At 71.4% G+C, this 26,457-nt stretch carries 26 protein-coding genes; 4 read left to right on the forward strand and 22 right to left on the reverse strand.

The window, feature by feature from the left end:
• Positions 1-11: 11 nt before the first annotated feature.
• The 11 genes from lepB to VK611_12775 all read right to left on the reverse strand — a co-directional run bounded on the left by lepB (position 12) and on the right by VK611_12775 (position 11,444).
• Positions 12-728 carry a signal peptidase I gene (gene lepB / locus VK611_12725; protein ID HMG42193.1) on the reverse strand — a complete coding sequence of 239 codons (717 nt, stop codon included), beginning with the start codon at positions 726-728 and terminating at the stop codon, positions 12-14.
• A gap of 129 nt (positions 729-857) precedes the next feature.
• Positions 858-1,802 carry a WYL domain-containing protein gene (locus tag VK611_12730; GenBank protein HMG42194.1) on the reverse strand — a complete coding sequence of 315 codons (945 nt, stop codon included), beginning with the start codon at positions 1,800-1,802 and terminating at the stop codon, positions 858-860.
• 112 nt (positions 1,803-1,914) lie between these two features.
• Positions 1,915-2,853, reverse strand: coding sequence for a WYL domain-containing protein (locus VK611_12735; protein ID HMG42195.1), 939 nt, complete (start codon positions 2,851-2,853; stop codon positions 1,915-1,917).
• Positions 2,854-2,864: 11 nt separating this feature from the next.
• Positions 2,865-3,863, reverse strand: coding sequence for a DUF3866 family protein (locus VK611_12740; GenBank protein HMG42196.1), 999 nt, complete (start codon positions 3,861-3,863; stop codon positions 2,865-2,867).
• Positions 3,864-3,873: 10 nt separating this feature from the next.
• Positions 3,874-5,232, reverse strand: a complete 1,359-nt coding sequence (gene pafA / locus VK611_12745) for a Pup--protein ligase (protein ID HMG42197.1) — start codon at positions 5,230-5,232, stop codon at positions 3,874-3,876.
• 122 nt (positions 5,233-5,354) lie between these two features.
• Positions 5,355-7,091 (reverse strand): DUF6777 domain-containing protein, encoded by a 1,737-nt coding sequence (locus VK611_12750; protein ID HMG42198.1) that lies wholly within the window; start codon positions 7,089-7,091, stop codon positions 5,355-5,357.
• A 205-nt stretch (positions 7,092-7,296) separates the two neighbouring features.
• Complete coding sequence (gene prcA, locus VK611_12755) at positions 7,297-8,058, reverse strand: proteasome subunit alpha (protein ID HMG42199.1); 762 nt, start codon at positions 8,056-8,058, stop codon at positions 7,297-7,299.
• A complete protein-coding gene (gene prcB / locus VK611_12760; protein HMG42200.1) occupies positions 8,055-8,948 on the reverse strand; it encodes a proteasome subunit beta in 894 nt (297 codons plus the stop codon). The genes prcA and prcB overlap by 4 nt, the downstream gene beginning before the upstream one ends.
• Positions 8,949-9,214: 266 nt before the next feature.
• Positions 9,215-9,409, reverse strand: a complete 195-nt coding sequence (locus tag VK611_12765; GenBank protein HMG42201.1) for a ubiquitin-like protein Pup — start codon at positions 9,407-9,409, stop codon at positions 9,215-9,217.
• 25 nt (positions 9,410-9,434) lie between these two features.
• Positions 9,435-10,952, reverse strand: a complete 1,518-nt coding sequence (gene dop / locus VK611_12770; protein HMG42202.1) for a depupylase/deamidase Dop — start codon at positions 10,950-10,952, stop codon at positions 9,435-9,437.
• Between the two features lie 90 nt (positions 10,953-11,042).
• The gene (locus VK611_12775; protein ID HMG42203.1) at positions 11,043-11,444 is read right to left on the reverse strand and encodes a hypothetical protein; all 402 of its coding nucleotides are present in this window, start codon (positions 11,442-11,444) and stop codon (positions 11,043-11,045) included.
• Between the two features lie 92 nt (positions 11,445-11,536).
• Here VK611_12775 and VK611_12780 point away from each other — a divergent pair, with 92 nt between their 5' ends.
• A complete protein-coding gene (locus VK611_12780; GenBank protein HMG42204.1) occupies positions 11,537-13,282 on the forward strand; it encodes a hypothetical protein in 1,746 nt (581 codons plus the stop codon).
• A gap of 64 nt (positions 13,283-13,346) precedes the next feature.
• Here the strand turns inward: VK611_12780 and arc are convergent, their stop codons facing one another.
• The gene (gene arc / locus VK611_12785) at positions 13,347-15,095 is read right to left on the reverse strand and encodes a proteasome ATPase (protein ID HMG42205.1); all 1,749 of its coding nucleotides are present in this window, start codon (positions 15,093-15,095) and stop codon (positions 13,347-13,349) included.
• Between the two features lie 200 nt (positions 15,096-15,295).
• On the opposite strand from arc, the gene VK611_12790 reads away from it, so the two are divergent.
• The gene (locus VK611_12790; protein ID HMG42206.1) at positions 15,296-15,532 is read left to right on the forward strand and encodes a ferredoxin; all 237 of its coding nucleotides are present in this window, start codon (positions 15,296-15,298) and stop codon (positions 15,530-15,532) included.
• Positions 15,533-15,604: 72 nt separating this feature from the next.
• Here the strand turns inward: VK611_12790 and VK611_12795 are convergent, their stop codons facing one another.
• The 4 genes from VK611_12795 to VK611_12810 are packed head-to-tail and all read right to left on the reverse strand — an operon-like array spanning position 15,605 to position 18,739.
• Positions 15,605-16,768, reverse strand: coding sequence for a MarP family serine protease (locus VK611_12795; protein ID HMG42207.1), 1,164 nt, complete (start codon positions 16,766-16,768; stop codon positions 15,605-15,607).
• A gap of 47 nt (positions 16,769-16,815) precedes the next feature.
• Entirely contained in the window at positions 16,816-17,586 is a 771-nt protein-coding gene (locus VK611_12800; protein ID HMG42208.1) for a tRNA (adenine-N1)-methyltransferase, read from the reverse strand.
• Positions 17,583-18,542, reverse strand: a complete 960-nt coding sequence (locus VK611_12805; protein ID HMG42209.1) for a tRNA(Ile)-lysidine synthetase — start codon at positions 18,540-18,542, stop codon at positions 17,583-17,585. The genes VK611_12800 and VK611_12805 overlap by 4 nt, the downstream gene beginning before the upstream one ends.
• A complete protein-coding gene (locus VK611_12810; protein ID HMG42210.1) occupies positions 18,539-18,739 on the reverse strand; it encodes a MoaD/ThiS family protein in 201 nt (66 codons plus the stop codon). Before VK611_12810 ends, VK611_12805 begins: the two co-directional genes overlap by 4 nt.
• A gap of 58 nt (positions 18,740-18,797) precedes the next feature.
• On the opposite strand from VK611_12810, the gene VK611_12815 reads away from it, so the two are divergent.
• Entirely contained in the window at positions 18,798-20,210 is a 1,413-nt protein-coding gene (locus tag VK611_12815; protein ID HMG42211.1) for a hypothetical protein, read from the forward strand.
• Here the strand turns inward: VK611_12815 and VK611_12820 are convergent.
• The 6 genes from VK611_12820 to VK611_12845 all read right to left on the reverse strand — a co-directional run bounded on the left by VK611_12820 (position 20,207) and on the right by VK611_12845 (position 24,875).
• Entirely contained in the window at positions 20,207-20,455 is a 249-nt protein-coding gene (locus tag VK611_12820) for a hypothetical protein (protein ID HMG42212.1), read from the reverse strand. The genes VK611_12815 and VK611_12820 overlap by 4 nt on opposite strands.
• Before the next feature lie 7 nt (positions 20,456-20,462).
• Positions 20,463-20,684, reverse strand: coding sequence for a hypothetical protein (locus tag VK611_12825; protein ID HMG42213.1), 222 nt, complete (start codon positions 20,682-20,684; stop codon positions 20,463-20,465).
• 9 nt (positions 20,685-20,693) lie between these two features.
• Positions 20,694-20,999, reverse strand: coding sequence for a hypothetical protein (locus tag VK611_12830; protein HMG42214.1), 306 nt, complete (start codon positions 20,997-20,999; stop codon positions 20,694-20,696).
• Positions 21,000-21,080: 81 nt separating this feature from the next.
• On the reverse strand, positions 21,081-22,730 hold the full coding sequence (gene dacB / locus VK611_12835; GenBank protein ID HMG42215.1) for a D-alanyl-D-alanine carboxypeptidase/D-alanyl-D-alanine-endopeptidase: 1,650 nt from the start codon (positions 22,728-22,730) through the stop codon (positions 21,081-21,083).
• A 7-nt stretch (positions 22,731-22,737) separates the two neighbouring features.
• Entirely contained in the window at positions 22,738-24,225 is a 1,488-nt protein-coding gene (locus tag VK611_12840; GenBank protein ID HMG42216.1) for a CoA-binding protein, read from the reverse strand.
• Positions 24,222-24,875: an acetate--CoA ligase family protein gene (locus tag VK611_12845; protein HMG42217.1), complete on the reverse strand. Its 654-nt coding sequence runs from the start codon at positions 24,873-24,875 to the stop codon at positions 24,222-24,224. Before VK611_12845 ends, VK611_12840 begins: the two co-directional genes overlap by 4 nt.
• Positions 24,876-25,076: 201 nt before the next feature.
• On the opposite strand from VK611_12845, the gene VK611_12850 reads away from it, so the two are divergent.
• A complete protein-coding gene (locus tag VK611_12850; protein HMG42218.1) occupies positions 25,077-26,216 on the forward strand; it encodes an IS481 family transposase in 1,140 nt (379 codons plus the stop codon).
• Positions 26,217-26,457: the final 241 nt, after the last annotated feature.

Genomic DNA, 26,457 nt, shown 5'->3' on the forward strand with positions numbered 1-26,457 from the left:
CCTCCTTCCTCTCACAACCCGCCGATGTCACCGAGTGGGTAGATGCGTACGAACGCGCGGCCGACGATCAGGTCCTCGTCGATCGTCCCGAAGTAGCGGCTGTCCTGGCTGTTGCCGCGGTTGTCGCCCATCACGAAGAACTCCCCCTCGGGGATCACCTCGGGAGCCATGTCCTCGCCGTTCGGCATCACCGACAGCGTGCCCTCCGGGAGGTAGGGCTCGGGGAGCGGGTCGTCGTTGATGTGGATCACGCCGTCGACCGTCGAGATCGTGTCGCCCGGCAGCCCGATCACGCGCTTGATCAGGTCTTCGATGTCGTCGTCGGGGTTGGCCGACCGGGCCGCCTCCGGGCGGCGGAACACGATCACGTCGCCCCGGTTCACGTCGTGGAGCTTGTACGACAGCTTGTTCACCAGCACCCGGTCGCCCTTGTGCAGGGTCGGCTCCATCGAGTCGGACGGGATCCAGAAGGCCTGGATGAAGAACGTCCGCACCAGCAGGGCCACGAGGAGGGCGCCGCCGATGACCAGCAGCCACTCGACGGTGGTGCGGACGCGGCTCCGGCTCTTCTCGGGCTCGGGCGGTTTGGGCAGCAGGTCGTCGTCGTCGGAGCCGGCTCCGTTGCCGCCCCCGGCGCCACCGCTGCTGCCACCGTCGACGTCGCTGTCGTCGGTCAGGGTGCTGAGGGGCGCGGTCGACGGCACGTCGGACGATTCCGGCGCGGGCACGACCGTGGTCGGTCGGTCCCCGGCAGGATCGCCTTCGCTAGGGGATCGCGAGGGCAAGGGCTGGTCGGGCACGGCGGGACGAGGCTAGCGCCTGCTCACCGTCAGGTCGCGTTCACCGCTCCGACCACGTCAGATGTGGTCGTCATCCGACTCGTAGCGGGCGAGCACCCGCCGGGCGGCATCGCGCACGGTGGTGGTGAGCGCCGGATCGGTGGCGTCCAGCAGCGTCGCTTCGGGGCCGAGACGGAGCAGCAGGCGCTCCAGCCACGCCCGTGAGGTGACGGCCAGGCGCACCTCCAGCTTCCCTCCCGAACGCTCCGTCACGGCCTCGGTCGGGTACGTGTCGACCACCCAGCGGGCATCCGGCGGCAGCTCCAGCGTCACCCGCGGGGTGTCGGGCGCCACCGCCAGCAGCGCCGTCGGGCCATCGGCCGAGCCCTCGGGGCGGGTGAAGGTCACGTCGGTGGGCGCGACCGCCGCCACCCGGTCGACCCGGAACAGCCGCTCCCCGCCCGCCGAGTGGCAATGACCGAACACGTACCAGGCGCCGTCGGCGGCGAACACCCTGTAGGGGTCGACCTCGCGGACGGTGCGGGCGTCGCGGCTGTAGGCGAAGTAGTCGAGCCGCACCCGGCGCTGCTCCCGCACGGCACGACGCAGGGTGTCGAGGATCTCCGGCCGCGACGGGCCCAGGCGGATCGACAGGGCCTCGTCGGGGGCGATGTCGAGCATCTTGGCCAGCTTGCCCAGGCCGGTGGCCAGGGGGCCGGGCGGGCCGCTGTCGTCGCCGCCCCCCTCGGAGCCGACCAGCGCGGCGCCGGCCGCGACCAGGCCCAGCGCCTGGTTCGGGGTGAGGCGCAGCGGCCGGGAGAACACGTCGGCGAACCGCACCCACACCCGGTCGCCCTCGAACACCACCTCGATCAGCATGTCGGGCGTGTAGGGCGGCAGGCCCACGAACTGGATGACGTTCAGGTCGTCGAGCAGCTGGTTGCGCCCGATGCCGAACCGCTCGCACACGGCGCTGACCTTCGGCCCGTCCTGCGCCGCGATCCACGGCACGATGCTGAGCATCCTCAGCACCCTCGCGGGTGCCGACCGCCGGTCCCCGCTCACCCCCCACCCCCCGGCAAGTTGCGTCCGAAAACCCGCACATGGCGGGAAGACGAACGCAATATCGGCTCGCTCATGCCGTCGCCAGCCGTTCGAGCCAGGTGACCATGTCGGCGCGGAGCTCGGGGGGCGCCAGCACCTCGGCGTGGTCGAGGAACGTGAGGGCGAGGGAGCGGAAGCTCTCCCGGTTGGTGACCGGCAGCTCGACCACCACGGAACCGTCTTCCCGGCGCTCCACCACCGACGCCGCCCCGAGGTGGTCGACCACCCAGGGTGCCTGCTCGGCATCCACCAGCAGGCGGGCCAGCACCGGGTCGCCGTCGCCCAGCTGCCACGGGTCGGCCGGGCCACCCGGGCCCCGGCTGCCGGCTCGGCGGGTGAAGGCGGGGCCGTCGAGCACCTCGACCTCGCCGTCGATGCGGTCGAGCCGGAAGATCCGCTCGTCCTTCCGGCTGTGGTCCCAGCCGCTCAGGTACCAGCGGCCCCGCTGGAAGTCGAGCCGGTAGGGGTCGACGGTGCGGGCCTGGTCGCGGTAGGTGAAGCGCAGCGGCCGGCGGTCGACGACGGCACCGAAGAAGGCGCCGAGGTCGGTGCGGCCGGGCAGAGCGGTCACGTCGACGTCGGTCGCGGACGCGACCGAGCGACCACCCAGAGCGCCCAGCTTGTCGAGGGCGTCGTCGGCCGCGGTGCCCTCCAGCCGCACCGCCGAGGCCGCCAGGTGGAGCGCCGCCAGCTCGTCGGGATCGAGGCCGGGGTCGGCCAGGTAGTAGCGGTCCTTGGGGATGCGGTAGCCGTCGACCACCGGCAGCACCCCGGGCACCTCCTCCACCACCAGCGGGATGCCCATGTCGCGCAGGTCGCGCTTGTCGCGCTCGAAGGCCTGCCGGAAGGCCGTCAGGTCGGCCGGGTAGCCCTCCATCCGGTCCTGGATCTCCTGGGCGGCCAGCGGCCGGGGCGTCTCGATCAGCAGCGCGGTGAGGTTGAGCAGCCGCTCCAGCTTGACCTTCGACATCTCCGCCCAGATTACTTGCCGACGGTGCCCAGCCAGGCCCCCGCCGCACCCGCAGTGGCGAAGAACATGGGGTCGTCGGCCGGGCCGCGGCCCATCGACGTGACCACCCCGAGGCCGAGGTCGTCCAGCACCTTGGCGACGTCGGGCGGGTCGACGGCGACGGCGTCGTCGACCTCGGCCGCCAGGTCCGACGGCAGCGGGATCGCCGGCCGGGTGCGCGCCAGCCGCAACACGGTGGCGCTGTGGTGGCTGATCCCCTGGTGGCGGCCCCGCGGGTCGGCCGCCGACGCCCGCAGGCACAGCGCCGCCCGGCCACCGAGCGCGGCCACGGTGTCGACGATCCCGGCCGCCTCCACCGCGGTCGTCCCGAGCGACGAGCCGGTGCCGACCACGCCCGGGCCCATGCCCACGACGACGAGGTCGGCGTCGGCGACGTGGCGGGCCAGCGCCAGCGCGGACGGCAGCGACACCGCCTCCAGGTCGCCCCCGAAGGCGTGCCCGGCGGTGACGGTGGCGTCGAGCACCTTCGCCCGCCGCAGGTCGTGCACGAGGTTGGAGAGCGCCAGAGGGAGGGCCGCCCCGTCGGTCATCACGTAGACGATGCGGGCCTCGGAGCGCATGCTGCGGGCCACGGAGGCCACGATGCCGACCTGGCTGTGCAGCGTGCACGCCACCACCGGGAGGTCGTCGAGCTGCTCGGGGAGGTCCGGGTAGCGCTCCTCGGCGGCGCCCGTGTCGGCCTGCAGGCTGGTGTAGCGCAGCTTCATGATGTGCCCTGGCCCCGGCTGCGACCACTCTTCGCGCGCCAGGTTCCAGTGGACGACGTGCCAGCCGCCGGTGCCGAGCCCCAGCCCGACCGCCGTCGTGTTGAGCACCACCCGGTCGCCTACGGCCACCGGCCCGATGAGGTCGACCAGGGCATAGGCACGACCACCGTCGGTGGCCATCCGTTGCAGGCCCGCCCGCTCCTCGAGGATCTCGGTGACGACGGCGGTGACGAAGCTGGGCAAGGCCTAGAGGTTAGAGACTGGCGATCAGGCGCTCGACACGTTCGTCGCGGGAGCGGAAGGGGTCCTTGCAGAGGACCGTGCGTTGGGCCTGGTCGTTGAGCTTCAGGTGGACCCAGTCGACGGTGTAGTCGCGCTTGCGCTCCTTGGCGCGGCGGATGAACTCGCCGCGGAGCCGGGCGCGGGTGGTCTGGGGCGGGACCTCGACGGCTTCGTCGATGGCCTTGTCGTCGGTCACCCGGTCGACCAGGCCCCGCTCCTGCATCTTGTAGAAGAGGCCCCGCTCGCGGTTCACGTCGTGGTACTGCAGGTCGATCAGCGACACCTTGGGGTGCGACAGGGCCAGGTCGTTCTTGGCGCAGTAGCCGTCGATCAGCTTGTGCTTGATCACCCAGTCGCACTCGCGGTCGAGCGTGTAGGGGTCGTCGGCCAGCTTGGTGAGGCAGTGCTCCCACATCTTCAGCGCCTGCTCCTCCAGCGGCGACAGGCCCTTCGACTCGGCGTAGCGCTGGGCCCGCTCCAGGTACTCGCTCTGGATGTCGAGCGCGGAGGCCTCCCGGCCGTTGGCCAGGCGCACGGTCCGCTTGCAGGTGAGGTCGTGGCTGATCTCGCGGATGGCCCGGATGGGGTTCTCGAGCGTCATGTCCCGGAGAACGAACGTGGGGTCTTCGAGCATCCGCAGGAGGATCGACGTGGTGCCGACCTTGAGGAACGTCGTGTACTCGCTCATGTTCGAGTCGCCCACGATCACGTGGAGCCGGCGGTAGCGCTCGGCGTCGGCGTGGGGCTCGTCGCGGGTGTTGATGATCGGCCGGCTGCGGGTGGTGGCCGACGAGACGCCCTCCCAGATGTGCTCGGCCCGCTGGGCGATGCAGTACATCGCGCCCCTCGCGGTCTGCAGCACCTTCCCGGCCCCGGCGTAGATCTGCCGCGACACGAAGAACGGGATCAGGACCTCGGCGTAGTGACCGAAGTCGTCACGGCGCGACGTGAGGTAGTTCTCGTGGCAGCCGTAGGAGTTGCCCGCCGAGTCCGTGTTGTTCTTGAACAGGTAGATGACCCCGCGGATGCCCTCCTCGCGGAGGCGCTGCTCGGCGCTCACCAGGAGCTGCTCGAGGATCCGCTCCCCGGCCTTGTCGTGGGTGACGAGGTCGAGGATCGAGTCGCACTCCGGCGTGGCGTACTCCGGGTGGCTGCCCACGTCGAGGTACAGCCGCGCCCCGTTGGCCAGGAACACGTTGGAGCTGCGACCCCACGACACCACCCGCCGGAAGAGGTAGCGGGCCACCTCGTCGGGGCTCAACCTCCGTTGCCCACGGAGCGTGCACGTCACCCCGTACTCGTTCTCGAGGCCGAAGATGCGCCGCTCCATCACCGCAACCTACCGTCCCCCACACCTTCCGGAGGGACGGTAGGTACGGTTCGCAACTCAAGCCCCATTCCAACCACCCCGCCGCCGCCCCCAGCGGCGAAGGCAGCGGAGCTGCTTCATTTTCAGGCCTCGAAGTCGTACTCCTGCGACTCGTCCTGGCCGACGGTGCCGTCGTACTCGGTCTCCTCGCCGCCGACGTTGATCGTCAGGTGGTAGTCACCGCTGCCGCAGTCGGTGCCGTCGCTGGCCGTGAAGGCGTAGCCGTAGACCGACACCGTGTAGCTGCCCTCGGGCGCCGAGCCCTCCGGCCACACGATGTGCTCCACCGCCGGCCCGGCGGCGCACTGGGCGTTGGAGTCGAGGTCGAGGGCCCCGCCACTGGATGACGTGGTCGACTCCCAGGAGATCTCGGTGCCGTCGGGCTCGATGACGTGCAGGTCGAGGTCGGCCTCCGAGCCCCATTGCAGCGTGAGCGTCACGTCGCCGCTGCCCAGCTGCTCCACCTCACAGGAGGGCGAGTCGGGCATCGCCACGCACAACTCCTCCTCGCCGCCGATCTCGACGAACGTGTCTTCCTCGCCGTTGGTGCCGGCCACGCGCCTGAAGAAGCGGCCGGTCTCCAGGTCGACCAGCGTGAAGGTCTCGGTCTCGTCGCCGGCTTCCACCGACACCACGTTGTTGGCGTCGAGGCCATCCCAGGCGGCGTCCGGGTTGCTGGCGACGAAGGCGATCTCGAGGGTGCGCTCCTCCTCGTCGCTGGGGACCTCGGCGAGCGGGGCCGGCTCCAGCAGCGGGTTGCCGCAGTTGCACTTCACCCGGGGCACGCCCTTGCTGTCGACCAGGACGCCGGTGCCGGCCTGCAGCACCGACTGGATCGGCGTGGCTGCGCCGTCGCGGTAGCCGTGGTTGGTGACCCGGGTGTCGAAGCGCAGCCGCACGGGCGTGAGGCTCCGCACGTAGGTCTCGATGTCGCCGGCCTCCACGTCGAGCGTGGCGGCCCAGGCCTCCGACTTCTCGGCGTTGGCGGGATCGGTGAGGAAGGCGACCAGCTCGTCGACCTTGCAGACGGCCTGGTTCTGGCTGCCGCCGTAGAGGCCCGGGTCGGTGCCGCTGGACGCCCGGCCGGCCAGCGCCGATGCCGTCTCCTTGCCCAGGTCCGGGAAGCCGGCCAGGGCGATGTCGAGCGGCTCGGCGAGGCCCTCGTCGTCGAAGCTGTCGGAGAAGGGGTCGTTGCCGACGCTGCTGACGGGCTCGAGCAGGATCGACGCCCCGACCGAGGTGCCGGTCTCGTCGTCCCTGGTCACGATGAAGGCCGCGGCGCCGATCGCCACCACCAGCAGCACGCCGAGGAGGGCGAAGATCGTGCCCCGGTTGTCCTTCTTGGGACCGCCGGGGCCGCCGGGGCCGGCCGGCGGGTAGGGCGGGAAGCCACCACCGCTGGGCGGCCCGAAGCCGGGGCCGCCGGGCTGGCCGGGGCCGGGCGGGTACTGGGGCGCACCCGGGGGCGGGTAGGGACCCGGGGCGCCGGGAGCCCCCGGCGGGAACTGGCCGGGTTGGGGCGGCGGCTGCGACCCGGGTGGCGGCTGCGACCCGGGCGGCGGGTACGACCCCGGGGGCGGCTGCTGAGCGCCCGGCGGCGGGTACCCGGGATCACCGGAGGGGTAGCCCTGCGTCGTGGGGTAGCCCGGCTGGGGGGCGCCGGGCGCCGGGTACTCGGCGGAGCCTGGCGGCGGGCCGTACGGCGCCGGCGTGGGGGCAGTGGGGGCCGGCGGGTCGGCCGACGGCGTCGGGTCGGCCGACGGCGTCGGGTCGCTCGACGGCGTGGCGCTCACCAGCGCCGTGCCACAGCTGCTGCACACGAAGGCCTCAGCTGCGTTGCCGATTCCACAATTAGGACAGTTCATCCGTTTCCGCTCCGCCTGTTCCTGGCTTCACCCGCCACACCCTTTCGGTGGCAGGTCGCGTTCGACGGGTCACCCTAGTGGTCGCCCCCGCGCTGGCCCAGCACCGGCGCCAAGCACGGGGAAGTCCCCTATCCCCCTCCCCGTCCGGAGGGTGTCGGCCCTACTCCGTGGCGGAGTCGTCACCGTTCGTGGCGGGCGGTGTGGCCTCGTCGTCGGCTGCTGCGGCGGCGGCGGGCGTCGGTGCGGCGCCCAGCAGGTCGCCGATCTCGGTGTCGGTCAGCCGCTGGAACGCGCGACGGCTGCTGTTGCGGGTGAGCAGCGCCACCTCGAGCTCGTCGGGCGCCAGCGTGCGGTCCGACCCGGCCAGGGCCCCGACCGCCGCCTGCAGCGCCTCGCCGGCGCCACGGCCCTCCTGGTAGGTCTGCTTGAGCCGCTCGGAGATGGTCTCGGCCTCGCCGCCCAGCACCGTGTAGCCGCTCTCGTCGACCACGGTGCCGTCGTAGAGGATGTGGTAGAGCCGGTCCTGGTCAGGGGTCTCCCCCACCTCGGCCACCAGGATCTCCACCTCCATCGGCTTCACCTCGTGGGTGAAGACGTCGCCCAGCATCTGGGCGTAGGCGTTGGCCAGGCCCTGGGCGTCGACGTCCTCGCGGCTGAAGGAGTAGCCCTTCAGGTCGGCGTGGCGGACGCCGGCGATGCGCAGCCGGTCGTACTCGTTGTAGCGACCGGCACCGGCGAAGGCGATGCGGTCGTAGATCTCGCTGATCTTGCGGAGCGTGGCCGACGTGTTCTCGGCGCAGATCAGGATGCCGTCGTCGTACTCGAGGGCGGCCAGGGCCCGGCCCCTCGCGATGCCTTTCCGCGCGAAGTCGGCCTTGTCCTTCATCCACTGCTCGGGAGCGACGTAGAAGGGCATGCTCATTTCGCAGCACCTCCCTTCTTCTTCGAACCGGTCGTCGTGGCGGCGGTGGTCGGGGGCGAGCCGGGCGCCGCACCCATCGACGTGGTGCCGCGGGTGGTCATCAGGGTCTCGAGCAAAGCCCGGAAGCGGGCGGCCACGTCGTCGTCCTCCAGGCGGGCGAAGCCGTCGGCCGTGATGGTCGCGACCATGGGGAAGATGCCGCGCACCAGGTCGGGGCCGCCGGTGGCCGAGTCCTCGTCGGCCGCTTGGAACAGGGCGTTGATCAGCAGCTCGACGGCGTCGTCGGTGGTCAGGTCCTCGCGGTAGCCGAGCTTGATCACCGTGCCGGCGTGCAGGCTGCCGGAGCCGGTGGCGGCGAAGTCGCTCTCCTCGTAGCGGCCACCGGTCACGTCGTACTCGAAGAGGCGGCCGACGCCGCGGCGGGTGTCGAAGCCGGCGAACAGCGGCACCACTGCCATGCCCTGCATCGCCGCCGGCAGGTGGCTGCGCACCATCCCGGAGAGCTGGTTGGCCTTGCCCTCCAGCGAGAGCGAGCCGCCCTCCACCTTCTCGTAGTGCTCCAGCTGGAGCTGGAAGAGCTTGACCATCTCCATGGCCGGCCCGGCGGCGCCGGCGATGGCGACGCCCGAGTGCCGGTCGGCGGGGAACACCTTCTCCATCGTCCGGTAGCTGATGAGGTGCCCGGCCGTGGCCCGCCGGTCGCCCGCCATCACCACACCGTCGGTGCAGCGCACCGCCACCACGGTGGTGGCGTGCGTCATCCGCAGCGGGCTCTCGCCCGAACCCGGCACGCCCTGGACGTCCCAACGGGGGCCCTGGCCGACTCGGCTCAGCAGGTCGACGAACGACGGGCCCGGGTCGTCGTCGGCACGGTAGATCGGCAAGGTCATCGAGGCGGAGGCTACAGCCTCACCCCTCCCCCCTTGCGCGCCCCCAGCGCACATACCCCGCCGCCCGCTCCGACAGCTCGGGGTCGTTCCGGAACTTCCCGACGCCCTGGTTGCACGACAGGCAGAGGATCCCGCGGACAGCCCCCGTCACATGGTCGTGATCCAGGTGGAAGCTGGCAGACCCTGCAGTTCTTGACCGACAACGCACCCTCCCGAACGACCTTGTTCAGGAGGGTAGGGTAGTCGGACTTTCAGGGCATTTCGTGCTACTGCCCGCCCTTTTGGACGTAGGACTTCACGAAATCCTCGGCGTTCGACTCCAGGACTTCGTCTATCTCTTCGAGTAGGTCGTCGAGTTCGGCCTTAATCTTCTCGCCCTGATCGGAGGTCGCCGGCGCTTCTTCGACGACTTCCTCTTCACGAGCGGGGGCGGACTTCTTCTTCTGCTCTCGCTCAGCCATGTCGCCTGTTCCTCGTTCCCTATCGCTACTGCCCCAGCCGGTCCAACAACTCCGCCGGACTGGTGCACTCGTCCATCAACCTACCTACGTGCGCCTCCGTTCCACGTGTCGGGTCCATCATGGGAACCCGGCGCAGCGGGTCGCCGCCGACGTCGAAGACCATCGAGTCCCAGTTCGCCGCGACGATCTGGTCGGCCCAGCGTTGCAGGCACTTGCCCCGGAAGTAGGCACGGGTGTCGGTGGGCGGCTCGAACACCGCCGCCAGCACCTCACGGTCGTCGGTCAGACGCTCGAGGCCGACCCGTGCCGCCAGGCTCTTCTCGGCGCGCAGGTCGTGGTATTGGAGGTCCATCGCCGCCAGCTTGGCATCGTCCCACTCGATCCCGTGACGCTCGCGGTAGCCCTGCATCAGGCGGTACTTGGCCACCCAGTCGAGCTGGTTGGCGAGCCCCAGGAAGTCGGACTCGAGCTGGCCGAGCACGTCCTCCCAGCGGCGCAGCACCTCGGCGCCGATCTCGGGCGCTCCCAGGCAGTCGAGGCCGTGCTCCTCGGCGTACTTCTTGGCCCGGTCGAGGTACTCCCACTGCATCTCGACCGCGGTCATCGTCGTCCCGTCGGCCAGCTCGAGCGGCTTCCGCAGCGACAGGTCGTAGGACACCTGGCGCAGCGCCTGCACCGGCGTGGCGAGCGTGAGGTCGCGCGGCAGGAACTCGTCCTCGATCATCGACAGGACCAGCGCGGTGACGCCCACCTTCAGGAACGTCGCCACCTCGGCCAGGTTCGCATCGCCGACGATGACGTGGAGCCGCCGGTAGCGCTGGGCGTCGGCGTGGGGCTCGTCGCGGGTGTTGACGATGGGGCGCTTGAGCGTGGTCTCCAGCCCGACCTCCTCCTCGAAGAAGTCGGCCCGCTGGGTGAGCTGGAACGGCACGTCGTCACTGGTGAGGCCCGCCGCTTCGGTGCCGACCTTGCCGGCACCCGTGTACACCTGCCGCGAGATGAAGTGCGGCATCACGTGCATCACGATCCGCGAGAACGGCACCTGGCGGTCCATGAGGTAGTTCTCGTGGGTGCCGTAGGAGTTGCCCTTGCGGTCGGAGTTGTTCTTGTAGACGACGATCTCCTCGCCCGGCGGCAGCAGCGACTTCGCCGCCAGCATCGAGCGTTGCAGCACGATCTCGGCCGCCTTGTCGAACACCACGATCGACCGCGGGTCGGCGCACTCGGGGGTCGACAGCTCGGGGTGGGCGTGGTCGACGTAGTAGCGGGCGCCGTTGGTGAGCACCGCGTTCACCAGGTGGGTCTCGACCTCGGGGGCCAGCGCGGTCTCGGCGGTGAAGCCGCGGGCGTCGATGTCGGGGTGCTCGTCCTCGAAGTCCCACCCGACCCGGGGGCTGGTGCGCGTGCCGGCGCCGGCGCGCGCCAGCTCCTGCACGTAGGCGTTGATGAGAACCGAGGAGGCCGCGATCGGGTTCGACTCCGCGGCTCCTCGCACCAGGATGCCGTACTCGGTCTCGACGCCGATGATCTTCCGCAGGGCCACGGGACGACGTTACCCCCGGCCGCACAGGGAAGAGTCCGCCCTCGAAGGAGTTGCGCGGATAGTCACAGCCGATGTCATGACATTCACGCTTCAGCAGGGGCCGGAGGCGACGTGGGTCAGGACCGTGCCCTGGCCGCGCAGCTCGACCCGGATGCAGCGGAGCCACCACGTCCAGCCGGTCTCGACCTTTACGACCGTGAGGTCCCGGTGCTCGTCGGGCCGGCCGACGGCGACGAGCCGCCCGTCCCGGGTGTCGACGGCCCGGTCGACGGCCGACTCGATGGGCTCCGGGTCGACCGGGAAGGTGAGCTCGGCGTCGTCGGGCAGCTCCCCGAGCTCGGTGCGCAGGGCGGCCCGCACGTCGTCGGCCGCAGAGTCGGCGGCGTTGTTGCCCAGCACGTTGACCAGCGACCCGCCCACGAGCATGGTCCCGGCGATGGCCACGATGATCGCGAGCCGACCCTCCTTCGTCTCGGTCAGGGCGAGGGCCACGGCCCCGAACGCTAGTGCGGAGCAATCGGAGCGGGGAGCGGCCAGACTCCCCGGTCACGACAGCGCAGTGGTGCACTGATGCAAGGACGGGCGTGAGCGACTACCCACCCACCGACGACCCCCGTGAGCCGGCGAGCCCCTGGGCCGAGCCCGGCTCCACCGAGCCGCCACCCCGGGCCAACGGCGGGGCACCACCGCCCCCTCCCCCGCCGCCACCTCCGCCCGCCCGCCCTGCACGCGAGACCATCTGGGGCCCCGAGGATCCGCCGCCGACCGCGGCCCGTCCCGGCCCCCCACCGCCGGCACGTGCCGCCCCGCCGCCTCCACCGGGGCCGATGTGGCCCGGGGCGCCGGCCCCGCCACCGGGGACGCCGCCCTACTGGGCGCCGGCGAAGAAGTCGCCCCTGCCGCTGTGGCTGGGCGCGGTGCTGTGCACGGTCGTCGTGATCGCGGCGGTGAGCGTGGTGATCTACGCCCGCAACAGCAGCGGCGACTACCCCGACGAGTGGGACCCCCGGGTCGCCGACCTGGTCGCCTTCGTGGAGGACCAGCGCGACCTGCAGTTCGACCACCCCGTCCCCGTCGACTTCCTCAGCGCCGACGAGTACTCCGACGCCGTGCGGGTCGACGCCGGTGATCTCACCGAGGAGGAGACCGAGTCGCTCGACCGGCAGGTGGCGTTCCTCCGGGCGCTCGGCCTGGCCAGCGGCGACCTCGACCCGGTCGAGGCCCAGAACGACCTGGCCGACGCCGGCACCCTCGCCTACTACGACGTCGTCACCGAGCGGGTGGTGGTCCGGGGCACCGAGCTGGCCGTCGACCTGCGCGTCACGCTCGTGCACGAGCTCACCCACGTGCTCCAGGACCAGCAGTTCGACCTGGAGGAGCTGCAGCAGGGCATCGACCCCGACGACGAGGCCGCCGTCGACGACGCCTTCACCGGCTACCTGGCGCTGGTCGAGGGCGACGCCGTCCGCGTCGAGAACGCCTACGTCGAGAGCCTCGGCCAGGCCGAGTTCGACGAGTACGTCGAGACCTACAACGAGGGGTTCGAGGCCTCCCAGGACGACCTGGGTGACATCCCGGCCGCGCTGCAGGCGTTCGGCATCGTGCCCTACGTGCTGGGCCAGCCGCTGGTGAGCCTGATCGCGGCCGAGGGCGGCAACGGCGCCGTGGACGACGCCTTCGACCAGCTGCCGGCCACCGGCGAGCACATGCTCGACCCCCGCTCCTACCTCGCTGCCGACGGCCCCGCGGAGCCCACCGAGCTGGACGCACCGCCGCTGCCCGACGGCATCGACGAGCCCACCGAGGAGGGCGTCTTCGACGCCGTCGACCTCTACGTGGTGCTGGCCGAGCGCATCGACCCGGTCGTCGCCCTGGAGGCCGCCGACGGCTGGGGCAACGGCCGCTGGGTCACCTACGAAGACGACGACCGCACCTGCGTGCGCTTCGCCGTCGACAGCGACAGCACCGGCGACGCCACCCAGGTGGCCGACACCCTGGAGGAGTGGACCGACGCCGCCCCGGCCGCCAACGGTGCCCGCGTCGTCGACGAAGGCGACACCCCGTTCGTCGAATCGTGTGACCCCGGCGACGACGCGGTCGACATCAACGACCGGGCCCTCGACGTCCTGCAGCTGCCGGCCCTGCGCTCGCAGCTCACCGTGGAGGCCGTGGAGCTCGGCGGCCTCGACCTCGACACCGCGTTCGACCAGGCCGACTGCGTGGTCGGCGCGCTCGGCTACGACGCCGCCCTCCAGGTGGCGTACGCCGCCGAGGAGGCCGACCTCCCCGGCAACTTCGACGCGGCCCTGACCTCCTGCGGGAACGCCTGACCCGACCCGGGACGCGCAACGGCGCCCGACCGGAAGTCGGGCGCCGCTCGCAGGAACCTGGTCGCTACAGGTACTGACCGGTGGCGACCCGCTCGATCGCCCGGCCGCCGTTGCCGGAACCCTCGCGGTTGACGATGGTGCGCACGTAGACGATGCGCTCGCCCTTCTTGCCGGAGATCTTCGCCCAGTCGTCCGGGTTCGTGGTGTTGGGCAGGTCCTCGTGCTCCTTGTACTCCTGGTGGATCGAGGCGATCATGTCCTCGAGCACGATGCCCTTCACGCCCCCGGCGAGGTGGCGCTTGATGGCCAGCTTCTTGGCCCGCCGCACGATGTTCTCGATCATGGCTCCGGACGCGAAGTCCTTGAAGTACATGACCTCTTTGTCACCGTTCTGGTAGGTGACCTCGAGGAACTCGTTGTCCGAGTCGGTGCGGTACATCTCGTCGACCGTGCGCTCGATCATCGCCTGCACGCACTTGGCGGCGTCGCCCCCACCGAGGTCCTGCACGGCATCGGGGCCGAGCGGCAGGTCGACGGTGAGGTAGCGGCCGAAGATCTGCGTGGCCGAGATCTCGTTGGGCCGCTCGATCTTGATCTTCACGTCGAGGCGGCCCGGGCGCAGGATGGCGGGGTCGATCAGGTCCTCACGGTTGGAGGCGCCGATCACGATGACGTTCTTCAGCGACTCGACGCCGTCGATCTCGGCCAGCAGCTGCGGGACGATGGTCGACTCGACGTCGGAGCTGATGCCCGAGCCGCGGGTGCGGAACATCGAGTCCATCTCGTCGAAGAACACGATGACCGGCCAGCCCTCCTCGGACTTCTCGCGAGCACGCTGGAAGACCAGGCGGATCTGCCGCTCGGTCTCGCCCACGTACTTGTTGAGCAGCTCGGGGCCCTTGATGTTGAGGAAGTAGCTCTTGCCGCCCTCGTCGCCGGTGACCGAGGCCACCTTCTTGGCCAGGCTGTTGGCCACCGCCTTGGCGATGAGCGTCTTGCCGCAGCCCGGAGGGCCGTAGAGCAGGATGCCCTTGGGGGCGGGCAGCTTGTGCTCGGCGAAGAGCTCCTGGTGGAGGAACGGCAGCTCGACCGCGTCGGCGATCTGCTCGATCTGCTCGTCGAGGCCGCCGATGTCGGAGTAGGCCGCGTCGGGCACCTCTTCGAGCACCAGGTCCTCGACCTCGGCGCGGGGCAGCTTCTCCAGCAGCAGGCCCGACCGGGGGTCCATCAGCAGCGAGTCGCCGCTGCGGATCTTCTCCTCGGCGAGGGCGGCACTGATGTCGACCACCCGCTCCTCGTCGGCCCGGCCGACGATGATGGCGCGGCGACCGTCCTCGAGCGTCTCCTTGAGGGTGACGACCTCACCGTTGGTGTCGGGCGTGCGGGAGAGCACGACGTTGAGCGACTCGTTGAGGACGACCTCGCCGCCCCGCACGAGCTCCTCCTCGTCGAGCGCCGGGTGGACGGCGACGCGCATCTTCCGGCCGCCGGAGTAGACGTCGACGGTGCCGTCGTCGTTGCGGCCGAGCAGCGTGCCGTAGGCGGACGGCGGCTGGGTGAGCTTGTCGACCTCCTCACGCAGGGCCGCGATGTGGTCGCGCGCCTCACGGAGGGTGTAGGTCAGCTTCTCGTTCTGGGCGACCGCCTGGGCCAGCTGGCCCTTGGTCTCCAACAGCCGTTCCTCGAGGGTGCGGACCCTCTTGGGAGCATCCTGCAACCGACGCCGCAGCGCCAGGATCTCCTCTTCGAGCGTGCGTACCGTCTCCGCATCCTGGGTGGACGGACGGGGCTCGTTCTCTCGCTCAGCGACCACGATCACCTCCTCCGACCAAGGGTTCGACCCGGGGGCGTACCTGTATTTTCGACCCTACACCGGCACCACCGCCCGGCGGCACCATTACCTGATGAGCCGACACAGACGAATTTCTATCGGGTTTGCCTTGTTTATCAACCCTTCGACTACGCTGCGGTTTCGGACTCTGGACGTCATCTAGCCAGGAGCACAGCAACAGCATGAAGGTCTGGATCGATCAGGATCTCTGCACCGGCGACGGTCTCTGCGAGGAGATCGCACCCGACGTCTTCACCTTGCTGGACGATGGCCTGGCCTACGTCAAGGAAGGCGACAAGGTGTTCGCCGACCCCGGTGGCGCCGAGGGCCTGGCGGTCGTCCCCGCCGGTCAGGAAGAGGCGACCATCGAGGCCGCCGAGGAGTGCCCCGGCGAGTGCATCTTCATCGAGGTCGACTGACCCCACGGTCGATCGAAACCTCGACAGAGATGGCGCCATAGCCACCAGTTCTGTCGAGGTTTCGCCGGGAGATCAGCCGAGGCAGTCGCCGGTGTCGCGCTCGGCCGAGAGGTCGCCGGACAGCACGGCCCGCACCTCCTCCAGCGCCAGCGCGTAGGCCACCCCGCTCTTGTCGGGGGCCACCGCGAACGCCAGGCCCACCACGTCGCCCTGCGGGTCGATCAGCGCCCCGCCCGAGTCGCCGGGCGCCAGGTTCGACGCCAGCACCAGCACCTGGCGGCGTGACTCCTCCCGGTCGTACACGTCGTTGCCGACTGCGGTGATCTCCTCGGCCACCTCGAACGGGCTCACCTCCAGCTGGCCGCCGCCCGGATGGCCGAACACGCCGCCCACGTCGCCCACGTCGGCGTCGCGCAGGGCGAGCGGCGGCACGTCGAGGCCGTCGACCCGCAGCACGGCGATGTCGCGCCGCGAGTCGTAGGCGACGACGGTGGCGTCGCGGGAGGAGCCGTCGTGGAGCTGCACCTGGGTGTCGTCCTCGCCGGCGACGACGTGGGCGTTGGTGACGATCAGGCCCGGCTGCACCACGAAGCCGCTGCCCTCCTGGACCCGCCGGCAGGCCACGCCCTGCACCTTCACCGTGGAGCGCACCGCGGTCTCGGCGACCGACTCGGTCAGCCCGCTGGCCTCCGGTGGCGCCGCCAGGTCGGGGGCCTCCTGCAGGCCGCCGAACACCAGCGGGAAGGCGTCGTCACCGATGATCCAGCGCAGCGCCTTCATCGTGTCCGGCGGCTCCGGGAACCAGTCGTGCACCTCGCGGGTGATGGACGAGCCGTAGGCCTGCTCGGCCGGCCAGCCCCGCTCCGACGTGAGGATCGGGATCAGCAGCCACAGGCCCACCAGCACGCTGAAGCAGCCCACCACCGCGCCCACCCCCCGGTCGACCTGGCGGGCCGGTCCCGTCGGCACCTCGATGTTCAGCTTGCTGCCCAGCGTCAGCGCCAGGCCCTGCCCGATCAGGCCGGCGCCCAGCAGGGTCGCCACCGCCACCAGCACCAGGCTGGGCTGGCTGGCGTCCTCGAGCCGTTCCAGCAGGCCCGGCAGCACCGCGTAGCCGAGGAGCAGGCCGAGGGCCAGGCCGAGCCACGAGATGAGCTTGGCCACGAGGCCCAGGCGGTAGCCGCCGACCGCGGCGCACACGCCGATCACCACGAGGACGACGTCGAGGAGGTTCACGGGACGGCCTGCCTGTCTCTTCCGAAGGGACGTCTTCCGATGGGCCGCTATTTGAGCAGACGCGCGCTCGTCAGGAAGCCCGTGTGCGCGACCATCCGATGGTCGGGACGCACGGACAGCCCCTCGATGTGCCAGCCCCGGTGGAGCACCTCGACCGTCTCGGTGAGGCCGAAGCCACCGCCGTCCAGGGCCTCCCGCAGCTGGGCGGCCTGGGTGATCTGCGGCGTGTAGGCCACGAGGATGCCGCCGGGGTGCAGTGCCTTGGCGGCGTGGTCGACCACCCGCCACGGCTCGGGCAGGTCGAGGACCACACGGTCGAGGTCGTCGACGTCGATGCCGTCGTAGGCGTCGCGCAGCTCCACGTCGTAGCGGGCGGCGGCCTGCTCGCCCAGGAACGTGGTGACGTTGCGGACCGCCCGGGCCGCGAAGTCCTCCCGCAGCTCGTAGCCGGTGATCTCGGCGCCGGCCCGCAGCAGCGTCATCGACAGGGCGCCCGAGCCGACGCCCGACTCCAGCACCCGGGCGCCGGGGAAGATGTCGGCCAGCATGAGGATCGGGCCGAGGTCCTTGGGATAGATGACCTGGGCGCCCCGGGGCATCTTGAACACGAAGTCCGACAGGGTGGGCCGGATCGCCAGCAGCCGGCCGCCGCCGCTGGAGCGCACGCTCACGCCCTCGGGCTGGCCGATGAGGTCGCTGTGGGGCAGCACGCCCACGTGACTGTGGAACTCGCCGCCCTCGGCCAGGGTGATCAGGTAGCGGCGGCGCTTGGCGTCGACCAGCATCACCTGCTCGCCGGCGCGCAGGAGGCGGCTCATCGGCCACGACCCCGGGCGTAGCGCTTGCGGACCAGCTCGACCGGCACGGGCTCGTGGCCGGCGGTGCGATCCACGAGGCGGCAGAAGGCGCAGGGGCTGGTGGGCGTCGGGGCACCGCAGTGCTCGCAGGCGACCAGCTCGCTCTTCGCCTCCTGGGCCTCGGGCTGGAAGCGGTCGGCGGCCCGGGCCAGGAAGCCGAAGTAGAAGTCGCGCTTGGCGCCGGGCGAGGCCGCCTCGATGATGTTGAGCGCCTCCTTGTAGCGGAGGTGCCGGTTGCCCTCGGCCATGGGGCACTCCTCCACCACGTAGTCGATGCCGCGCAGCACGCAGTAGGCGGCGGTCTCCCGCTCGCCCAGGCGGACCAGCGGCTTCACCTTGCGGGGGAACCCTGGCGACGCGGGGAGCACCGGCTGCTGGCGGCCCAGGTACTCGGTCTGCCAGTGGAGCGTGTTGCCCAGGAGCACGGCGGCCTCGTCGTCGAGGTTGTGGCCGGTGGCGACCACGTCGTAGCCGCCGTCGAGCGCGGACTTGTCGAACAGGTGGCGCTTCGACAGGCCGCACGCCGAGCACGGCACCCGGCGGGTGACCTTGCTGGCGGTCGGGATGTCGTAGTCGTACTCGTCGCGCAGGTCGACGAGGTGGAGCTTCAGGCCCCGCTCCTCGGCGAAGGCGACGCTGGTGGCGGTGCTGTGCTCGCTGTAGTCGCCGATGCCGAGGCCGATGGTCATGCCCTCGGCGGGGTAGCCGAGCTCCAGCAGGATGTCCCAGAGCGCCAGGCTGTCCTTGCCGCCGGAGATGGCGACCAGCACCCGCTCCCCCGGCTCGATCATCCGGTGGTCGTGGATCGCCTTGGCCACCTGGTCGCGGCAGAACCGCACCATGTGCTCGGCGCAGAAGTTGGAGTTGTGGCGCCGCAGGTCGATCACGGCCGGCCCGCGGCACACCGTGCACTTCATTCGGCGCCTCCGGAGATGACCGGGCGGATCTCGACGACGTCGGCGTCGTCGAGCAGGGCGTCGCCCGGCACCAGCGTGTCGCCCCGGATCACCAGCACCGACTCCCGGTTCAGCTCCAGGTTGCCCAGCAGCTTGGTGACGGTGATCGGCCCGGGCACGTCGAGCTCACGGCGGGGGTTGCGCAACACGACCTTCATGACGCGCCCATTGTCGCGTGCCGGACGCCCGCCCCCGACACCGGCTAGAAACGTGCCCATGGCGTGGGGACCGCGGCGGGCGGGTCTGGTGTTGGCGATGCTGTTCGTCGGCGGCTGCAGCAGCGGTGACGGGTCGGTGTTCGACCGCGTCGTGGTGGAGGCGACCACCACGACGACGACGGCCCCGCCCCGGCCGATGGACCTGATGTGGTCGACCTCGGGCGTCCGGTTCGCGTCCCGGCCGGTGCTGGTGGGTGAGCGGCTGGTGGCCTACGTCGCTGCGGACGGGGGCCTCTGGCTCACGGCGTACGAGGCCACGACGGGCGTCGAGGCGTGGCGCCGGGAGTCGACGGCGTCGTTCGTCACCAATGGCGTCGGCATCCCGGTCACCGCGGACGACCGCCTCGCCTTCCACATGGTCGCCCGGGGGACGGAGACCGCCGCGATCGAGGCCGTCGACGTCGCCACCGGCGAACCGGCGTGGATCACCGAGGCGTCGTCGGAGGGGTTCGGCGACGTGCTGGAGATCTGTCCCGACCTGCCGGGCCAGCTGTGCGTGACCGCCTACGACTCCGACGCCGGGTCGCTGTGGCAGGTCGACGCCGCGACGGGCGCGGTCGGCCGGACCGACCAGCTCGACGGCCGGGAGCTGGCGGCGGGTCTCTACGACCTGCGGGGTGACGGCGACGAGCAGGTCGCCCGGGTGGTCGACGGCCAGGTGACCTGGCAGCGGCCGCCGGCCGAGCTGTTCCAGGGCCGGGACGTCACCTCCGACGGCGGGTGGCAGTGGCAGGAGCACGAGGGGCTGCTGGTCGGCTGGCTCGGCTCCCGGCAGGAGTGGCCGGACACCGGTGAGCTGGCGTTCGTCCCGCAGTACATGGCCGGTGTCGACGCCGCGACCGGCGAGACCCGGTGGGTGGCCGAGGGCGCTCCCACCTGCGGCAGCCGCCTGTGGGGCATGAGCCTTCGGGTCGACGGCGCCGAGCCGTGGATCCGCTGCCGCATGACCGGCACCTACCACCTCGAGGACGGCTCGATCGTGCGGACCGTGGTCACGGACGCGGTGATGGAGGGCTTCGACCCGGCGACAGGGGCGACCACCTGGACCGTGCCGCTCGGGCCGGCCTCGGCGCTCAGCGACGACACGAAGCCGCTGACCCGTCTGACCCCGACGGCCTTCACGCTCGTCCGCGACGACGGCTCCCGGGTCGCCGTCGACGTGGCCGCTGGCGAGGCGATCGAGGTGCTCGAGGACGCCGTCGGCTGGTGCATCGGCACCAACAAGGTCGACTACCTCGACGGCGCCGATCCGCCCTTCCGCTACGGCGAGGACTTCACCACCCCGTGCGACCTCGCCGGCAACCGCCAACTGGCGCCGATGGACCCGGACCCCGACCTCGGCGCGCCGGGTGACGGGCGCTTCGCCTGGGTCGATGCCGAGGGACTCCACGTGGCCCGAGAGGCGCCTTAGCGCTTGGGGGTGCCGTAGATCTCGGTGGTGTGGTCGATACGGATGGCCTGGCCGGGCTTGATCTCGCCCCGGAAGACCAGCTCGGGCTCGCTGCCGACGACACGGCGGAGGCGGCGCAGCACCCAGGCCGCGACGGCGATCCAGAACCAGCTGCGGGAGCTGCCGAGCACGCCCCGCTGGACGCCGCGCGACTGCAGCAGGCCCAGCAGGTTGTCGGTGCGGGAGGAGGAGCGGCGACGTGCCATCGGAGCCTCAGACCCGGCGGATCTCGACGATGGTGGTCTTCTTCTTGCCACCGCGCACGCCGAGCAGGAAGGTGATCACCAGCAGGACCAGGCCGAGCACCACGCCGATGCTCACGACCGTGTTCTTCGTGGAGGCGATCCCCTCCTGGGCACCGCCGTAGACCTCGCGGAGCTTGGACTCGAGGTCGTCGCGGGTGACGGGCCGGTTGGCCGAGGCAACGTCAGTCATTCGAGGCTCCTAGTTCCGCTTCCCGATCCGGCTGGCGGCGAGGGCCCCGAGCAGTGAGGCCGTCAGCAGCACCAGCAGGTACGGCACCCACGACCAGTTGCCCGCGAACGTGCTGCCGGTGAGCTCCTGCAGGGCCCGCAGCATCGCCAGCAGCAGCAGGACGACGCCCATGCTGCCCAGCACCACGCCGGCGAACCCGTACACGAGGTAACGGCCGACGCCCTTGAGCGGTTCGACCGTCTCCTGACGTGCGTAGTCCTTCGTCAGCACCCACAGTTCGCTGACGATCTGCGGCACGCTCTTGTTCTCGGGCAACGCGAAATCCCCTCTACCGGAGGTCTCGTTGTAGCACGTCGACGACCCCCGCTCGGCGATCCCGGGTCGGGCGCGGGGCGGTCACGACGGGGCCGCGGCGGGCTGCAGGGCCGCGATGTCGACGCCGCGCGGGTAGGCCACCAGGATCTCCGCCAGTCCCGTGCGCCACTCCCTCGCCGAGCTGTCGCTGATCGAGGGGGCGTTGGCGATGTAGGAGAACACCAGGCTGCCGCCCTGCAGCGGATCGACCCGGCCGGCCAGCGCCGTCACCGTGTTGAGCGTGCCGGTCTTGGCGTGCATGCGGCCGTCCACGGGGGTGCCGTCGAAGTCGGCGAGGAGGGTGCCGGTCTCGCCGGCCACCGACGAGTGCTCCACCAGCTGCGGTCCCGTGTCGGGCCGGGTGAGGAGGCTCGTCAGGAACTGGCAGGTGGTCCGGTTGTCGTACGACAGGCCCGAGCCGTCGACGACCTCGACGCCGGTCATGTCGATCCCGGCCTCGTTGAGCAGCTGGCCGGTGGCGGCCACCCCGGCGTCCCAGGTGCCGGTGCCGGACTCGCGCTTGCCGATCTCCTTCATGAGCAGCTCGGCGGTGTCGTCGTCGCTCTCGGTCAGCATCTCGCCGACGATGTCGACCAGCGGCGCCGACGGCAGGGTGGCCACGGTGGTCAGCGTCGCTCCCGCGGGGGCCGTGCCGCTGCGGGGTGCGCCGTCGACGGCCACGCCCCGCTCCCGCAGCAGGGTGGTGAGCTTGAGGGCGGCGTGGGCGGCCGCGTCGGGCGCCGGGGTGCGGGCCTGCTCGCCCTCGTACTGGGGCGGGAAGCCCTCGTACCCGTCGTCGATCATCAGCGCCCCGAGCTGGCCGACCACGTTCTGGGGCTGGTAGCGCTCCGGCCAGGTGGGGTGGAAGCGCTGGGTGTCGTAGCGGCTGCCGTCGCCGACGATGCTGCCGGTGATCCGGGTGATGCCGGCGGCCTTGATGGCGTCGGCGAGCTTGGCCGGGTCGTTGACCAGCGACGGTGGCCGGTCCTTGTAGAGCTGCTGGGCGAAGGGGCCGGTGGTGAGCACCGGGTCGCCGCCGCCGACGACGTAGACGTCGCCCTCCACGACCCCGCCCGCCGGGGCGGCCGTGGTGCTGGCGACGGTGTCGAGGGTGGCGTCCGGGCCCATCGACAGCAGCGCCGCGGTGCCGGTCACCAGCTTCTGGTTCGACGCCGGGGCCAGCGGCACGGTGGGGTTCTGCGCGAACAGCGCCTCGCCGCCCGACTGCACGACCAGGCAGCTGTCGGCCGGCGACCCGGTCATGAACGCCGAGAGGTCGGCCTGCAGCCGGCGGCTGGCGACGGGCGCCGCCACCAGCTCGGGCACCCGCCGGGCGGAGAGGACCGGGGTGACGGGCGTCGGGGCGGCGACGTCGGTGGCGGTGTCGCTGCGGTTCAGCAGGAAGGCTGCGGTGGCGGTGACGACGGCGACCGTCCCCAGCAGCACCGGCACCACCCAGCCGGGCAGGCGCCGTTCGGGCTGGGGCGGCGCGGGGCGCCCGGGCGGCGGCGGCAGGTCCCCGGGGGCGTTGAGGCGCTGGGCCCGCATCCGCTCCCGGAGGCGTTCGCTCTCCCGCAGGCGCGGGGGCACGACGTCGGACGGCGGGGGCTCGGGCGTCGCCGACCGGTGGTCGGCCGGTCGGGTGCGCCGGGTCGCGCCCTTGGCGAAGTGCCGCGGTGTGTCGTCGCTCATGCGTCGCTCACCCGAGGGGAAGGCCGCGGCGTTGGAGCCAGCGGGAGCGCTGCCACAGGTGGTCGAGGGCGGCGACGGCGCGGTTGGCGGAGGCGTGGCACAGCCGGCCCGCCTCGCGCATGGTGGCGACGGCGGGGTTGTCGGGCGAGGCGACGGCCAGCTCGGTGGCCACCAGCACGGGCTTGCCGGTGCGGTCGCTGGCCTCGATGGCCGCCTGGGCGAAGCGGGCGTCCTGGCGCTCGTGGTAGGCGACGATGCGCTCGAGCCCGTGGTCCGGGTAGAAGCGGCCCCGGCGCATGAGCTTGGCCTCGTTCGACTGGATGCCGATGCCCAGGAAGATCACGGCGTCGATCTCGGAGTGGCCCGCCACCAGGTCGAGCACGGCGGGCACGGTGTCGCGGGTCTCGCCGCCGGCCAGGTCGATCGGGTTGTTGCGGCTCCAGCGGGGCGGCAGGTGCTCGTCGATCGCGGCCCGCAGGTCGTCGGGCAGGGCCGCCAGCTGGAGGCTCGTCTGGCTGAGGGCATCGGCGGTGGCGACGCCCCAACCCCCGGCCGTGGTCACGACGGCCACCCGGTTCCCCTGCGGCAGCGGCTGGGTGGCGAAGGTGGCGGCGACGTCGAACGCCTGCTCCACCGTGGCCGCCCGCTGCACGCCGGCCTGGCGGGCCATGCCGTCGAACACGCGGTCGTCGCTGGCCAGCGACCCGGTGTGGCTGGCCGCGGCCCGCTGTCCGTCGGCGGAGCGCCCGCCCTTCACCAGCACCACCGGCAGCCGCTCGGACACCTGGCGCAGGCGCTCGTAGACGGCCCGCCCCTCCCCCACGGCCACGCCCTCGATGTAGGCGAGGGCGACCGCGGTCTCGGGGTCGGTGGCGAAGTACTCGAGGAAGTCGGGCACCGCGACCGCCGCGGCGTTGCCGGCCGACACCGCTCGGCTGATGCCGACGCCGGTCTGACCGGCGTAGTTCTGGAAGGCGCTGACCAGGTTGCCCGACTGGCTGGCGACGCCGATCCGCCCCCGCGGCGGGTAGGGCCCGACGATCTGCGCGCACAGCTGGGCCGGGGTCGAGACCACGCCCTGGCCGTTGGGGCCGGCGAGCAGGATGCCCAGCTCCTCGGCCAGGGCGACCAGCTCGTCCTGGGCGCGGCGGCCCTCGTCGCCTGCCTCGCCGTAGCCGGCCGAGGCGATGAAGGCGGCGGTGATGCCCTTGGCGGCGCAGGCCTTGAGGAGCTCGGGGTTGGCGCCGGCGGGGGTGCAGACGAACGCGAGGTCGATCTCGCCGTCGGGGAGCTCGGCGACGTCGCGGGCCGTGGCGATGCCCAGGACCTCGGCGCCGTCGCGGTTGGTGGCGTAGATACCGCCCTGGTAGCCGCACGACAGGATGTTGTGGAGGGCCACGAAGCCGAACTTGCCGGGGTGCGTGGAGGCGCCGGCGACCAGCACGGCCCGGGGGTCGAACAGGGCCCGGAACTGCTCGGGGGTGTGGCGGGTCACGAGGGCTCCAGCTCCAGCTCGACGAGGGCGTCGACGGCGATCGGGCGGCCGTCGACGATGAGCAGCGGGTTCAGGTCGGCGGAGGCGACGTCGGGCCGCTCGGTCGCCGCCTGCGAGAGGCCCAGGAGCACGTCGGCGACGGCGTCCCGGTCGACCGCGGGCTCGCCCCGGAACTCGCCGAGGAGTGCCTGGGTGGCCAGGTCGTCGATCATCTCCTCGGCGTCGGTGCGGGTGATCGGCACCAGCCGGAAGGCGACGTCGGCGACGGCCTCGGCCAGGATCCCGCCCACGCCCAGCATCACGGTGGTGCCGAACTGCTCGTCACGGTGGAGGCCGGCGATGAGCTCCCGGGTGGCCCGCAGCATGGGGGCGACCAGGAGGTGGACCTCGCCGTCCTCGGGCGTGGCCGCGGCCAGCAGCGCCTCGGCCGCCTCCCGCACGGCGTCGGCGGCGGAGAGGTTCAGGCGGACCAGGCCGCGCTCGGTCTTGTGGGCGATCCCGTCGCCCCCCAGCTTGACCACGACCGGGTAGCCGACCGCTTCGGCGGCCACCACCGCGTCGGCAGCGGTCGTCACCACGTGTTCTGCGGGGAAGGGCACGCCGAAGCCGCCCAGCAGCTCCTTCGAGCCCGCTTCGGAGAGGGTGGGCACGAGTGGCCACGTTAGTTACGCGCCCCACCCTCCCCGAAGTCGCGAGTCATCTCTGGTCGTTCCGGCGAGGACGAGTCGTTTCTGGTCGGTCTCCGACTTGTTGGCTGTCGTGAGATCGCTGACAGGGATGTGGCGGGACATCGCTGACACCTGAGTTGGGCGGTAGGCCTCGTGGCCATGGCTGTCCGGAAGGTGGTTGCGATGGAAGCGAAGCTGTTGGCGGTGTTCTCCAGCGGGTTGTCGCTGGATGTGACAGCGCTGTGCCGGGAGCTGGGTATCTCCCGGCAGAGTTTCTACAAGTACCGGCGCCGCTGGGTGGTGGAGGGCCCGTCGGGTCTGGTGGAGCGTTCACGTCGGCCTCATTGTTCGCCAGGCCAGATACCGGCGGAGATCGAGGACCGCATCGTGGGGCTGCGTAAGGAGCTGCCGGTCGATAAGGGGGCTCAGACGATCGCGTATCACTTGGCCCGGGATCCCGATGTCGAGGTGGTGCCGTCGGTGTCGGCGATCCATCGGGCGTTGGTGCGCCGGGGCATGGTGGTCCCCCAGCCGGACAAGCGCCCGAAGTCGTCGTATCGGCGCTTCGAGTGGCCCCGTCCCAATGACGCCTGGCAGATCGACGCCACGTGCTGGGCGCTTGCTGATGGCCAGGAGGTGTGGATCATGGACGTACTCGATGACCATTCCCGGGTCTTGGTCGCCGCCAGGGTCGTTGCCGGTCCCACCGCCAAGGCTGCCTGGGATGCCTTCTCTCACGCTGTCGCTGATTGGGGTCTGCCCGCCCGGGTGATGAGCGACAACGGGCTGTGCTTCACCGGCCGGTTCCGGGGCCGCGACGTGGACTTCGAACGCCAGCTACGAGCCCTGGGAATCCACCACATGCTCTCCAGCCCCGGACACCCTCAGACCTGCGGCAAGCTCGAACGCTCCCACCAGACCACCAAGAACTGGCTCCGCACCCAACCCTGCGCTGGAACCCACGACCAGCTCCAAGACCAGCTCGACGTTTGGCGCCACCACTACAACCACCATCGGCCCCACAGCTCCCTCGATGGCGCCACCCCCTACCAGCGCTGGTCTGCCAGCGAGTCCGCCACCCCCGCTGGACCCGCGATCCCAGGACCACGACGTGGTTCGCTGCACACCGTCTCCAGCGCCGGGCACATCGGCTGGCGACGCTGGACCATCGCCGTCGGCTACCCGCTGCGAGGTCAACAAGTCCTCGTCATCGCCCAAGACCACGACCTCGCCATCCACGGACAGACCGGCCTCATCCGACGCCTCACCATCAACCCCAACCGCCGCTACCAGCCATCAGGCCAACCACCCAAACCCAACTAGCGTCAGCGAAGTCCCGAGACACCTGTCAGCGATGTCCCGCGACATCACACGTCGGAGACCGACCACAAGCGACTCGAGAGCAACCGAACGACCACAGACGACTCGCCAGCCTGCCGGGGAACCAGCCGGCTACGGCTAGGGCAACGTCGGGACCAGCCCGAACTCCTCGCGCATCGCCGTCTCGGCCGCCCGCACCGCCCGGCGGTGGGCCTTGAAGAGGACGTCGCGGTCGGTGACGTCG

The organism is Acidimicrobiales bacterium (assembly GCA_035316325.1).
Classification (GTDB): domain Bacteria; phylum Actinomycetota; class Acidimicrobiia; order Acidimicrobiales; family VFJN01; genus DASXTK01.

Excerpts from the sequence above, each read along its gene's own strand:
- dacB (HMG42215.1), bottom strand. The coding sequence starts at position 22,730 with ATGAGCGACGACACACCGCGGCACTTCGCCAAGGGCGCGACCCGGCGC.
- VK611_12805 (HMG42209.1), bottom strand. The coding sequence starts at position 18,542 with ATGAAGTGCACGGTGTGCCGCGGGCCGGCCGTGATCGACCTGCGGCGC.
- VK611_12825 (HMG42213.1), bottom strand. The coding sequence starts at position 20,684 with ATGACTGACGTTGCCTCGGCCAACCGGCCCGTCACCCGCGACGACCTC.
- prcA (HMG42199.1), bottom strand. The coding sequence starts at position 8,058 with ATGAGCATGCCCTTCTACGTCGCTCCCGAGCAGTGGATGAAGGACAAG.
- VK611_12765 (HMG42201.1), bottom strand. The coding sequence starts at position 9,409 with ATGGCTGAGCGAGAGCAGAAGAAGAAGTCCGCCCCCGCTCGTGAAGAG.
- pafA (HMG42197.1), bottom strand. The coding sequence starts at position 5,232 with ATGGAGCGGCGCATCTTCGGCCTCGAGAACGAGTACGGGGTGACGTGC.
- VK611_12730 (HMG42194.1), bottom strand. The coding sequence starts at position 1,802 with ATGCTCAGCATCGTGCCGTGGATCGCGGCGCAGGACGGGCCGAAGGTC.
- VK611_12735 (HMG42195.1), bottom strand. The coding sequence starts at position 2,853 with ATGTCGAAGGTCAAGCTGGAGCGGCTGCTCAACCTCACCGCGCTGCTG.
- VK611_12800 (HMG42208.1), bottom strand. The coding sequence starts at position 17,586 with ATGAGCCGCCTCCTGCGCGCCGGCGAGCAGGTGATGCTGGTCGACGCC.
- VK611_12820 (HMG42212.1), bottom strand. The coding sequence starts at position 20,455 with ATGGCACGTCGCCGCTCCTCCTCCCGCACCGACAACCTGCTGGGCCTG.
- VK611_12810 (HMG42210.1), bottom strand. The coding sequence starts at position 18,739 with ATGAAGGTCGTGTTGCGCAACCCCCGCCGTGAGCTCGACGTGCCCGGG.
- prcB (HMG42200.1), bottom strand. The coding sequence starts at position 8,948 with ATGACCTTGCCGATCTACCGTGCCGACGACGACCCGGGCCCGTCGTTC.
- VK611_12850 (HMG42218.1), top strand. The coding sequence starts at position 25,077 with ATGGAAGCGAAGCTGTTGGCGGTGTTCTCCAGCGGGTTGTCGCTGGAT.
- VK611_12815 (HMG42211.1), top strand. The coding sequence starts at position 18,798 with ATGGCGTGGGGACCGCGGCGGGCGGGTCTGGTGTTGGCGATGCTGTTC.
- VK611_12790 (HMG42206.1), top strand. The coding sequence starts at position 15,296 with ATGAAGGTCTGGATCGATCAGGATCTCTGCACCGGCGACGGTCTCTGC.